Genomic DNA, 12,488 nt, shown 5'->3' on the forward strand with positions numbered 1-12,488 from the left:
ATGTTTATCGTTTATTTATAATGTTATCTCAATTCTGCATTGAGCTTGCCTGTAAGGTTGGCAATGAGTTTCTTCATGATAGCATCTATCTGCTTATCATTCAATGTCTTCTCCTCATCCTGCAGGATAAAGTTAACAGCATAACTCTTCTTGCCCTCTGGCAAATGCTCACCCTCGTAAACATCGAAGAGAACCACGCTCTTCAGGAGCTTCTTCTCTGTCTGGCGGGCAATCTGCTCAATCTGTGCAAACTCTACATTCTTGTCTACGAGCAATGCAAGGTCGCGGCTCACTGACGGATACTTGCTGATGTCAGTATAAGTAAGGTTCACCTTCTTCACTGCCTTCATCAGGTTGTCCCAGTGGATATCAGCATAGAATACATCCTGCTCGATATCGAATGCTTTCTTCAATTTCAGGCTCAAGATACCCAGTTCTACCAAAACCTTTCCGGCACGGGTCTCGTAACTTACGCCCTTAGAGAAGATGTTATTGTCGCTGTGCTTGATAACCACGTTGTTCTGTGGCATACCTACACGACGGAGAATATTCTCTACCACAGCCTTCAACTCGTAGATGTTGCTCTGCTCATCAGCATGAGCCCAATTGCCCTCTACGCGCTTACCGGTGATGAAGAGTGACATGTGAGCCTCCTGGGAGTAAGCCTTGATAGGACTCTCCTCGCTCCACTTCTCCTTATTATATATATAGGTGTTACCCACCTCGAAGAACTTCAGGTTCTGGCTCTTGTGGTTGATGTTGCGGGCTACGCTTTCCAAACCGCCGAACAACATGGTCTGACGCATCACGCCGAGATCAGCACTCAATGGGTTCATCACCTTCACGGTTGTCTCCTCAGGATACTTGTTCAGCTCCAGGTCTGCATAGTAGCTTGACTTGCTCAGAGAGTTGTTGAGAATCTCCATGAAGCCCTCGCCTACCAACTGCTCAGCCACGAGGTTCTGGCAGTGATAAGCCTTGTCCTCATCGCCCTGAACAGTCAGGGAGCTCTTCAACTGGGTTGGAATCTCCACATTATTATATCCATAGATACGGAGGATATCCTCTACTACGTCGCAAGGACGCTGAACGTCTACGCGATAAGCAGGAACCAAGAGGTCGATGCCCTCAGCATCCTCCTTCACGATCTTCATCTCGAGAGATGTGGCAATGTTCTTGATGGTCTCAGCACCAATCTCCTTACCGATGAGGCGATGCGCATACTCATAGTTCAGGCGAACTGGGAAATCCTGCATTGGCTCTGGATATACATCCTTGATCTGCATGGAAATCTTGCCGCCAGCCAACTGCTTGCAGAGGATAGCAGCCTGCTTCAATGCATAAATCTGTCCGTTTGGATCTACGCCACGCTCAAAACGGTAGCTGGCATCTGTACTCAAACCATGACGGCGAGCGCTCTTGCGGATCCATGTTGGATGGAAGTAAGCACTCTCCAAGACAACATCCTTGGTTGTCTCGTAAGTACCAGAACCCTTACCGCCGAAGATACCGGCGATACACATAGGCTCCTCAGCATTGCAGATGCTCAGGTCGTGCTCACCCAAGGTATGCTCCTCGCCATCGAGAGTAACAAACTTAGTGCCCTCTGGCTGGGTACGGACCACAATCTTATGACCGGTAACCATGTCTGCATCGAAGCAGTGCAATGGCTGGCCGTATGCCATCATAATGTAGTTGGTGATGTCCACGATATTGTTGATTGGACGCAAGCCGATGATGTTCAGCTTATCCTGCAACCACTTAGGACTTTCCTTCACCTCACAACCGGTGATGCTTACACAGGCATAACGCTTGCAAGCCTCAGTATTCTGAATTTCAACATCGATAGGAAGATCTTCGTTATCTACTACAAACTCATCGCAAGATGGGCGATGCAAACTTGTCTTGTAACCATTCTGCTTCAACCAGGCATACAGGTCGCGGGCTACACCCCAGTGACCGAGCGCATCAGCACGGTTGGCTGTGATATCAATCTCGATGAGCCAGTCGCTCTCCAGGTGATAATACTCAGCAGCAGGCTGACCTACCGGAGCGTCTTCCGGGAGTACGATGATACCGTCGTGAGAAGTACCTACACCAATCTCATCTTCAGCACAGATCATACCCAAACTCTCTACACCGCGGAGCTTGCTCTTCTTGATGGTAAAACTCTGGTCGCCATCGTAAAGCACGCAGCCCAAATCAGCAACGATAACCTTCTGACCTGCAGCAACATTAGGAGCACCACAGACAATCTGCTGAGGTTCACCCTTGCCCAAGTCAACGGTTGTAACATGGAGGTGATCGCTGTTAGGATGCTCCTCACATGTCAATACTTTACCCACATAGAGACCTTTCAGTCCGCCCTTGACAGACTGTACTTCTTCCAAAGCGTCAACTTCGAGTCCGCAAGAGGTCAACGCGTCCGCTGTCTCCTGTGGTGTCAAATCGAAATCGACGTATTCTTTAAGCCATTTGTATGAAACGTTCATTATAATGATTTTTTATTTTATTTCTATTTTGAAAGCCCGAAGAAACATCATTCGGGCTATGCTTGTCCTAAAACTCTGCAAAAATACAAAAAAAAATGCATATAAACAAATAACATTCGCCATTTTTGCACTATTTAAAATAAATACATGCAAAAATGGCGAATGCCTTGGTTTTTATTCGAAAACTTCGTCAATGCTGCCACCTCCTACTTCCTCAAAGTCATCCTGTTCGGCTGCCTTGCGGGAACAAGGATTGTAGTCTTCCGGCAAATCGAACTTGACGGCAGGACTGATGCCCAGCGACGGGTCAGCATAAACCTTCTTCATGAATATTGCCCAGATAGGCAAAGCCATGGTAGCACCCTGACCCATACTCATGGAATCGAAGTGGATATCACGCTCCTCACCACCTACCCAGCAGCCACTTACGAGTTGTGGAGTAAAGCCGATAAACCAACCGTCGCTATTATTGTTGGTAGTACCGGTCTTGGCGCCAATCTGTCCTTCCAGGTTATAACGGTAGCGCAGTCTTCCTGCCGTACCATTATCCACGACCCCCATCAGCATGGTAAGCATCTTCATGGCATTATCAGCACTGATTACCTCGTTCATACGTGGCTGGAAGGTAGCAATCGTATTGCCCTCATTATCCTCGATGCGGCTCACAAACATTGGAGCAGTACGGATGCCGTGATTGGCAAATACGGTATAGGCACTCACCATCTCGCTGACACTTACCTCACATGGTCCCAGACAAAGACTCATGGATGCATGGATGTCAGGACTGTTGATGCCGAAATCGTGCAACATCTGGACAAACTGCTGCGGATTGAGTTTACTCATCAGATAAGCACTCACCCAGTTGCTACTCTGTGCTAATCCCCAACTCAGCGGAACCATCTGTCCGGCACGTGAATGGTTGGCGTTACGAGGCGTCCACGGACGACCAGCCACCATATAGGTCTGCTGGCGGTTAGGAGCCAAATCGCAAGGCTGGAAGCCGTTAGACATCGCCAGGCTGTAAAGGAAAGGTTTGATGGTAGAACCCACCTGTCGGCGTCCCAGGCTCACCATATCATACATGAAATGAGGATAATCCAATCCACCTACATACGCCTTCACAGCACCCGTCTTAGGATCCATGCTCATAAGACCGCTGCGCAGGAAACTCTTGTAATAACGGATAGAATCGAGCGGACTCATCAGCGTATCAATATCACCATGGTAGGTAAACACAACCATCTCCTGTTTCTTGCGGAATGCCGCCTTGATTTCATCCTCAGAATATCCCGCAGCCTTCATCGTGCGGTAACGCTCACTCTGGACGATACTGCGGTTCAGGATACTCTTAATCTGTTTCGGTGTCAGTTTATCACTATATGGCGAGCTTGGCTTGCGGGCAATCTCTGCACTGAAACGAGGCTGCAGATAGCGGGCTACATGCTGATACATAGCCTCTTCCGCATACTGCTGTATACGGCTGTCTATCGTAGTAAACACCTTCAGTCCGTCACTGTATACATTGTATGGAGAACCGTCCTTCTTATAGTTCTTGTTGCACCATCCATAGAGCGGATCATTCTCCCACTGGGTAGAATCCACCACAAACTGGGCACGGTTCCAGGACGGATAATCACTGCGCTCCGGACGCTTAGCCATCATATACTGGCGAAGGAACTCACGCAGATAAGTAGCCGAACCGTCCTTATGGTCGGTACGATGGAAATTGAGCGTCAGCGGCTCAGCAGCATACTGGCTATACTCGCCCCGGCTCAGATAACCCGCCTTCACCATCTGCGAAAGAACCACATTTCTGCGCTCCCTAGCTCTCTCTGGATAACGAACTGGATTGAAGAGTGATGGATTCTTGCACAGTCCGATAAGCGTTGCCGACTCACAGAGAGTCAGATTCTTCGGCTCCTTATAAAAATAGGTATTGGCCGCCGTTTTGATTCCTACAGCATTGTGCAGAAAATCGAAGTAATTGAGATAGAGAGCCAGAATCTCCTCTTTGGTATAATAGCGTTCCAGCTTCACCGCAATCACCCACTCTATCGGCTTCTGCAACAAGCGTTCCATCGTACTGTTCGCCTTCTCCGAATAGAGCTGCTTGGCGAGCTGCTGCGTGATGGTACTTCCACCACCCGCATTAGTCTGTCCCAGGATACCACGCTTGATGATGGCACGTCCCAGGGCACGGAAGTCGATTCCCGAATGTTCATAGAATCGCTCATCCTCAGTAGCCACCAGTGCCTTTATTAAATAAGGTGACATTTTCTTGTAAGGAATCACGATACGGTTCTCCTTATTCAGGTTCCACGTACCAAGCACCTTGCCATCGGCAGAGTAAACCTGGGTGGCAAATCTGTTGATAGGATTCTGAAGATCCTCGATGTCGGGCATGTAGCCAATCATTCCAAACCAGATGGCAACGAAGGCAAGAATAACGGTAAGTATTCCGGTGCCGAAAACAGCCCATAAAACATGTATAAATCGCTTTCTCATCACTATTTCTTTAAATATTTGTGCAAAATTACATAAAAGTTTTGACTTATCACACATAAATCAGATTTTTTATGTAACTTTGTGGGCGATTTTAGAACATTCAATCATATTTCAAATGGAAAAACATAATTTTGTGACCATTGCAGACCTTTCCAAGGAGAAAATCATGTACCTCCTGGAAATGGCGCAAGAGTTCGAAAAGCACCCGAACAGGGAGTTGCTGAAGGGAAAGGTCGTAGCGACCCTTTTCTTCGAGCCTTCTACTCGTACCCAACTCAGTTTCCAAACCGCTGCCAACCGTCTTGGCGCCCGTGTCATTGGCTTCTCTGATGCCAAGACATCCAGCACCACCAAGGGTGAAACCCTCAAGGATACCATCCTGATGGTAAGCAACTACGCCGATGTAATCGCCATGCGCCATTTCATCGAGGGAGCAGCCCAGTATGCCAGCGAGGTAGCACCAGTGCCTATCGTCAATGCAGGCGACGGCGCACACATGCATCCTTCACAGTGTCTGCTCGATCTCTACTCTATCTACAAGACCCAGGGTACCCTGGAGAACTTGAACATCTATCTCGTGGGTGACCTCAAATATGGCCGCACCGTTCACTCACTTATCACAGCCATGCGCCACTTCAATCCTACCTTCCATTTCATCGCACCTAAGGAACTCGCCATGCCAGAAGAGTATAAACTCTACTGCAAGGAGCACAATATCAAATATATTGAGCACGAGGACTTTAACGAAGATGTGATTGCAGGTGCCGACATTCTCTACATGACCCGTGTACAGAAGGAGCGTTTCAGCGACCTGATGGAGTATGAGCGCGTAAAGAACGTGTATATCCTGAAGCGTGACATGCTCTGCAAGGCTAAGGAGAACATGAAGATTATGCATCCGCTGCCACGTGTGAACGAGATTGCTTACGATGTAGATGATGATCCACATGCATACTTCATCCAGCAGGCTCAGAACGGTCTCTATGCACGTGAGGCTATCTTCTGCCACTGCCTCGGCATTTCGCTCGATGACGTGAAGAATGACAAGACCATTATTGAGTAGTTTATAGTTAATAGTTTATAGTTAATAGACAGATGGGAAACAATAAAAGTCAATTAGTGGTTGCGGCTATCGAGAACGGTACCGTAATCGACCATATACCAGCCGAAAAGACCTATCAGGTAGTAAATCTGCTCCAGTTGGAGAAGATGGAGACTCCTGTTACTATCGGCTACAACCTGCCAAGCAAGAAGATTGGCAAGAAGGGCATCATCAAGGTTGCCAACAAGTATTTTACCGATGAAGAAATGAACCGACTCTCTGTCGTTGCTCCCAACATCGGACTGAGTATCATCAAAGACTACGAAATCGTAGAGAAGAAGACCGTCAAGACTCCTGACACACTGAAGGGCATCGTAAAGTGCAACAACCCTAAGTGTATCACCAACAACGAGCCTATGCAGACCCTCTTCCATACCGTAGACAAGGTACTCGGTATCGTACGTTGCCACTACTGCGACAAAGAGCAGCAATTGGGCAAAGTAGAGCTCTGCAAGTAATAAAAACAGGTAGTTTATAACAAAAAGTAAGCAATATCACTCAAAATGTTACGATTTATTTGGTAGTTTGAGAGATATTGCTTATTTTTGCAGCCGATTTCATTAAACATCAACCATAAAAAGTAAAGGGAAATGGTAAAAGACCAAGAGATTTTCGACTTAATCGAAAGAGAACATCAGCGCCAGCTGAAGGGTATGGAGCTTATCGCTTCTGAGAATTTCGTGAGTGACGAGGTGATGAACGCTATGGGTTCTTACCTTACTAACAAGTATGCTGAGGGACTGCCAGGCAAGCGTTATTATGGCGGATGCCAGGTAGTTGACATCGTAGAAAACCTCGCCATCGAGCGCGTAAAGAAGGTGTTTGGTGCTGAGTATGCCAACGTACAGCCTCACTCTGGTGCGCAGGCTAACGCTGCTGTTCTGCTTGCCGTATTGAAGCCAGGTGATACTTTCATGGGCTTGAACCTCGACCACGGCGGTCACCTCTCTCATGGTAGCCACGTCAATACATCCGGTATCCTCTACAACCCTATCGGTTACAACCTGAACAAGGAAACAGGCCGTGTAGACTACGACGAGATGGAGAAACTGGCTCTTGAACACAAACCAAAACTGATTATCGGTGGTGGTAGCGCTTATAGCCGCGAGTGGGATTATGCCCGCATGCGCAAGATTGCCGATGAGGTAGGCGCTCTCCTCATGATCGATATGGCTCACCCTGCAGGTCTGATTGCAGCCGGTCTGCTCGACAACCCATTGAAGTATGCACACATCGTTACTTCTACTACTCACAAGACCCTCCGTGGTCCTCGTGGTGGCATCATTCTGATGGGCAAGGATTTTGACAATCCATGGGGATTGACAACCAAGAAGGGCGAGATTAAGAAGATGAGCATGCTCTTGAATTCTGCCGTATTCCCAGGTCAGCAGGGTGGTCCGCTGGAGCACGTCATCGCTGCTAAGGCAGTAGCCTTCAATGAGAATCTGCAGCCTTCATGGAAGGAGTATGCTACTCAGGTAAAGAAGAATGCAGCCGTACTCGCTGATGACCTCATCGGTCGCGGATTCGGTATCGTGAGCGGTGGTACAGATAACCACTCTATGCTCGTTGACCTCCGAAGCAAATATCCAGATCTTACAGGTAAAGTCGCTGAGAATGCGCTGGTTGCAGCCGACATCACAGTCAACAAGAACATGGTTCCATTCGACAGCCGTTCTGCCTTCCAGACATCAGGTATCCGCCTGGGTACAGCAGCCATGACCACACGTGGCGCCAAGGAAGATATGATGCACCTCATTGCCGAACTCATCGAGGAGGTTCTGAATGCTCCTGAGGACGAGAAGGTCATTGCCCGCGTTCGCGAAAAGGTAAATGCTACTATGAAGGATTACCCTCTCTTTGCATACTAATCGTTAAGGATAAATATAATTACAAACTGCGGGCCTTCCGTCCGCAGTTTTTTGTTTCATTTAATAAATAATAAAGAAAAGAAAAAATTTATGAAAAAGATGAAAAGCCTACTGCTCATGGCACTTGCGTTGCTCCCTGCGAGCAAAACTTTAGCACAGACCAACGCCCAAGTTTTCTACGACTTCGGCAGTGACCGCAAGTTTGTTACCCTCACACTCGAAATGTTTAAGCAGGACAAATGGGGTAACACTTATTTCTTTGTAGACCACGACTTCAACTACGACAAGATGGATGCCAGCAGTCCAAACGTGGCACAGGGTGGTACCTATACAGAGATCTCACGTGCATTGAACTTCTGGCAGAACAGCCCAATGAAGAACTGGAGTCTCCACGTAGAGTATAATGGTGGTATTACCAAGAACTACCCTATCAACAATGCCTGGCTCTTCGGTGTGGAGTATTTCATGCACGACAAGAGTTTCAAGAACACCTTGACACTCCAGGCACTCTACAAGACTATCCGCAAGACCGACCAGAACGTACCAATGCAGTTGACTGCTGTTTGGGGATGCAAAGACATCTTTGGATTAAAGGGATTGAACTTTAGCGGTTTCGCTGATTTCTGGTGGGAGGACCACAGTTCTTTCAAGGATAAGGATGGCAACCTGAAGCTCGACAAGGATGGCAACATCGATTACAAAGCTGAGCACACCGTCTTCACTACTGAGCCACAGCTCTGGTATAATGTAGGTCAGCACTTCGGCTGCGAGAACCTGAGCGTAGGTAGCGAGGTAGAAATCAGCAACAACTTCGGTAGCAATGCCGGCTGGATGGTTCGCCCTTGCCTCGGTGTAAAGTGGGATTTCTAATTTATCTGCCGCTCTACTTCCCTTCTCAAACTGTTTACATCTGTTAAAAATTCCCTGAGTTCCGCATTTTTAAGAAGAACAAAAAGGAAACAAGAAAAAAAAGAAAAGACAAAAACGAAAAGAAGAAGAAGCAAGAAGTAAAGATAAAAAAGAAAATAAATAAAAGAAAAAAAGAAAAATAAGAAGAAATCTAGCATGCGCAAAATTTTCAAAATTTCATTTTAAAAATTTTGCGCATGCATCCTTAGCCACTTTATTTTTTTGATTTTCAGTAACTTACGTTACTTTCTTACAGTCAATCCACCATCAGAAATCCCTCCGATTCCGCCTTTTTTCTTATTGTACTGACGGGTTACACCGCTCAAGTTAACCCCTCCAACACCTTCAGAAGTAGCGTTTACACTCTGGCAGTCAACCTTGGCTTTCACACTGCCCACGCCCTCGTTCTTGATTATCAGGCTGCCACCCTTAAACATATCCAGATTAACAGAGCCAACGCCCTCATTATCCAGTTTCAGGCTTCCCATCTCAATTTTAGAGATCTTCACCGAGCCAACGCCTTCGTTGTCAATGCTCATATCATCTCCAGCCACATCATCGATATTTACCGAGCCTACACCCTCGTTGATTATCTCCAGTTTGTTGGCAAGAATCTTCCCAATCTTGACAGAGCCTACACCCTCGTTATCGATTTTCAGGCGGTCGCTATTGATGCTCTTGGCATAGAATGAGCCCACACCTTCCTGTGCTATCTTCACCAGGTCGGGGCTGGTGATATAAATCTTGAGTCTATTCTTTTCAGAGTTACAAGCGGCAGGCACCTTGAGTTTTCCGGTGAGTCCAATCTTCACCTCGCCGTCACGATAAACCACCTTGAGCTTCTCCTTGAGTTTCTGTACGAACTCAGCATCCTTGATGGCAGAGTAATCCAATCGAACGCTGCATTCATCGCCATTGTTCTGGGTATAATAAACGCTGGCAATCACATCCACGTCGATCGCCTTGAAAGGCTTCTCGGTCAAATCATCCTGGGTAAAGTTGAGACTTCCCTTCATTTCACTGGCAGAAGATCCCATACTGCAAGAACTCAAGCCCATTGGGGCAAAGAATAAAGCGGCAACCACCGCCCAAATACCAAATTTCTTCATACTCATATCTAATTTTATGTTTCTAAATACATGATTCAAGTTTCGCAAGTGAGTTCCACACGCCCTGAAAGGGCAGAAGCCCCTAGCCCAGGGCAGCGCCCTGGGTAATTACGGACGCAAACCTGTCGCCCTGTAAGGGCAAAAGCTTTAAAACTCCAGACAAAACATAAAGCTTTTGCCCTTACAGGGCGCCTTACTGATTGCCATTATACCCAGGGCGATGCCCTGGGCTAGGAGCTTTTGGGCCTTCAGCCCGTACTTGAACCACATGCGAAAGTTCAGTACGTGATATACCGAATACCGTTCTGTTTCGGAATTCTGATGGTTAGACGTAAGAAGATACATAAAGGTTGCAGGGAAAGAGAAAAAAAATACAAAAAAGTGCAACAGAAAGCTATTCTCACTGGAACAGTCTCCTGTTCTTACTGAAACAGTATTCGTTAGTCACTGAAACAGTATTCGTTAGCTATTGAAGTAAGCCTCACTTCGAGTTCAGATAATCAACACATCCATTTCAAGTAAGCCTTACTTCAACTTCAAGTAAGCCTCAGTTAACATTTACGTAAGCCTCACTCCAATTTCAAGCAAACAATACACCATAACATCAAGATATTCAAGGAAAAGGCACAAATTCTACAAGGCGTTCCAATAGATTTATTTTTCTCTATCCCCCAATGCAAAAAATTGCCTAAAAATTTGGAAGTTACAAATTTTCAGCGTATCTTTGCAGAAGATTGTACGGCGCTCGGCAATTCGAAAGCAAGCTTTCATTGCACTCACTGACATAATCTTTGCAAAAGTATTAATTTAAATTAATCGCGTATGGAACAGGTAGAAGAAAGATACATCAGCTTGCTGACCGATTTCGGTTTCAAGCGAATATTTGGAACAGCAATGAACAAGGATTTGCTCATTTGCTTCCTCAACAGCTTGTTTAATGGCAGACAGGTTGTTAAGGACGTGAAGTATCTGAATCCAGAGCATGTGGGCGATGTCTATACCGACCGCAGAGCCATCTTTGATGTATATTGCGAAGGCGAAAACGGCGAGAAGTTCATCGTAGAAATGCAGAATGCGTACCAGACGTATTTCAAGGACCGCGCCCTTTTCTACTCTACTTTCCCGATTCGCGAACAGGCACCCAAGGGGAATGAATGGGATTTCAAACTCAATCATATCTATACCGTAGCCCTGCTCAACTTCAGCATGAACGAGGATGCTTTCGACAAGGAGAAAATCCGCCATCATGTGCAGTTATGCGACACAGCTACACACAAAGTATTTTACGACAAACTCGAATATATCTATGTAGAGATTTCTAAGTTCAACAAGCCTCTGGAAGAACTGGATACGCTCTACGAGAAGTGGCTCTATGCACTGAAGAACCTCTATAAGCTTACCCAGCGCCCTAAAGAGCTGTGCGACAAAGTCTTCGACCGTCTCTTCGAGGAAGCCGAAATAGCCAAGTTCACTCCGCAGGAAATGAGGGAGTACGAAACCAGCAAGATGGCATATCGCGACATCAAGAATTCCGTAGACACCGCCAAGCGTGAAGGTATAGCCGAAGGCATGGAAAAAAGAAGTCTTGAGATTGCCAGAAAGATGCTGGCAAAGGGCATAGATGAAGCGACGGTAAAGGAAATAACCGGGCTGTCGGCGGAACATATACTGCGGCTAAAAGCAGAAATATAGATTACTTATTTGCTGAGCAGAAAATAACAGTAACAACATGTCTTAGTTTTTTTAAAATATGACAACATTAGAGTTACAAACAGAATATCAATCACTCGTCAACATAATTGCCAACGAGGATTACGAGACAATAAGTAAAGCTGTCAAAGCACTGAAGAACATACTGTCTCCTAACAAGGCTGAGTCTCCCAATAAGACAAAGACTAAGGAAATAACCAAGGCTGAATTAGTTATAGATCCAAGAATTGCAGCCATGACTAAAGGCATCAACTCGCCAGAGTCATTCGACTACAAAAACGAATACTACAAGGACTACATGAAATAAGCTAATATGAAACAGGTTTTCTTAGATACAAATGTGATATGATTTCAGAAAAAGAATTAAATAGCTATCGGCTGACAAGCATGGAAGAGCCAACAGATGAAATGCTGGCTCAGATTATGCATGAGGCAGCCGAAATATACAGAGAAGAGCACGAAGATACAAAGAAAAAAGTAATAAACATGATAAGAGAAGCTTCCAACCAAGCTGCTCATAAATATCAAACCCTATATGGCAAATAAGACACATAAACCCGCTGAACTTCCGCTAGTTTTACCCCACACGCCCTGAAAGGGCAGAAGCCCCTAGCCCAGGGCATCGCCCTGGGTAATTACGGACGCAAACCTGTCGCCCTGTAAGGGCAAAAGCTTTAAAACTCCAGGCAAAACATAAGGCTTTTGCCCTTTCAGGGCGACTGGCTTACACACATTATACCCAGGGCGATGCCCTGGGCTAGGAGCTTTTGGGCCTTCAGCCCGTTCTTGA

General features: G+C 46.3%; 10 protein-coding genes. 7 read left to right on the forward strand and 3 right to left on the reverse strand.

Features of this window, described 5'->3' with window-relative positions; genetic code table 11:
• Nucleotides 1-23 precede the first annotated feature (23 nt).
• Entirely contained in the window at nt 24-2,492 is a 2,469-nt protein-coding gene (gene pheT, locus KSW37_RS11370) for a phenylalanine--tRNA ligase subunit beta (protein WP_217314529.1), read from the reverse strand.
• Nucleotides 2,493-2,666: 174 nt separating this feature from the next.
• The gene (locus KSW37_RS11375; protein WP_217314530.1) at nt 2,667-4,997 is read right to left on the reverse strand and encodes a transglycosylase domain-containing protein; all 2,331 of its coding nucleotides are present in this window, start codon (nt 4,995-4,997) and stop codon (nt 2,667-2,669) included.
• A gap of 115 nt (nt 4,998-5,112) precedes the next feature.
• On the opposite strand from KSW37_RS11375, the gene pyrB reads away from it, so the two are divergent.
• From pyrB to KSW37_RS11395, 4 genes are all read left to right on the forward strand, one after another.
• A complete protein-coding gene (gene pyrB / locus KSW37_RS11380; protein ID WP_153082160.1) occupies nt 5,113-6,060 on the forward strand; it encodes an aspartate carbamoyltransferase in 948 nt (315 codons plus the stop codon).
• A 32-nt stretch (nt 6,061-6,092) separates the two neighbouring features.
• Entirely contained in the window at nt 6,093-6,557 is a 465-nt protein-coding gene (gene pyrI, locus KSW37_RS11385; RefSeq protein ID WP_217314531.1) for an aspartate carbamoyltransferase regulatory subunit, read from the forward strand.
• A 132-nt stretch (nt 6,558-6,689) separates the two neighbouring features.
• Nucleotides 6,690-7,970 carry a serine hydroxymethyltransferase gene (gene glyA / locus KSW37_RS11390; RefSeq protein WP_217314532.1) on the forward strand — a complete coding sequence of 427 codons (1,281 nt, stop codon included), beginning with the start codon at nt 6,690-6,692 and terminating at the stop codon, nt 7,968-7,970.
• Nucleotides 7,971-8,060: 90 nt separating this feature from the next.
• Entirely contained in the window at nt 8,061-8,840 is a 780-nt protein-coding gene (locus KSW37_RS11395) for a DUF5020 family protein (protein ID WP_254368637.1), read from the forward strand.
• Nucleotides 8,841-9,121: 281 nt separating this feature from the next.
• Here KSW37_RS11395 and KSW37_RS11400 read toward each other — a convergent pair whose 3' ends face one another.
• A complete protein-coding gene (locus KSW37_RS11400) occupies nt 9,122-9,988 on the reverse strand; it encodes a GIN domain-containing protein (RefSeq protein WP_217314534.1) in 867 nt (288 codons plus the stop codon).
• 822 nt (nt 9,989-10,810) lie between these two features.
• Between KSW37_RS11400 and KSW37_RS11405 the strand changes: the two genes are divergently transcribed.
• Genes KSW37_RS11405 through KSW37_RS11415 form a run of 3 tightly spaced genes read left to right on the forward strand, consistent with a single transcriptional unit; the run spans nt 10,811 to nt 12,244 of the window.
• A complete protein-coding gene (locus KSW37_RS11405) occupies nt 10,811-11,680 on the forward strand; it encodes an Rpn family recombination-promoting nuclease/putative transposase (protein ID WP_217314535.1) in 870 nt (289 codons plus the stop codon).
• Between the two features lie 58 nt (nt 11,681-11,738).
• Nucleotides 11,739-12,005, forward strand: coding sequence for a hypothetical protein (locus KSW37_RS11410; protein WP_217314536.1), 267 nt, complete (start codon nt 11,739-11,741; stop codon nt 12,003-12,005).
• Nucleotides 12,006-12,043: 38 nt separating this feature from the next.
• Complete coding sequence (locus tag KSW37_RS11415; RefSeq protein ID WP_144150554.1) at nt 12,044-12,244, forward strand: hypothetical protein; 201 nt, start codon at nt 12,044-12,046, stop codon at nt 12,242-12,244.
• Nucleotides 12,245-12,488 lie beyond the last annotated feature (244 nt).

The organism is Segatella copri, assembly GCF_019127135.1.
Taxonomy (GTDB): domain Bacteria; phylum Bacteroidota; class Bacteroidia; order Bacteroidales; family Bacteroidaceae; genus Prevotella.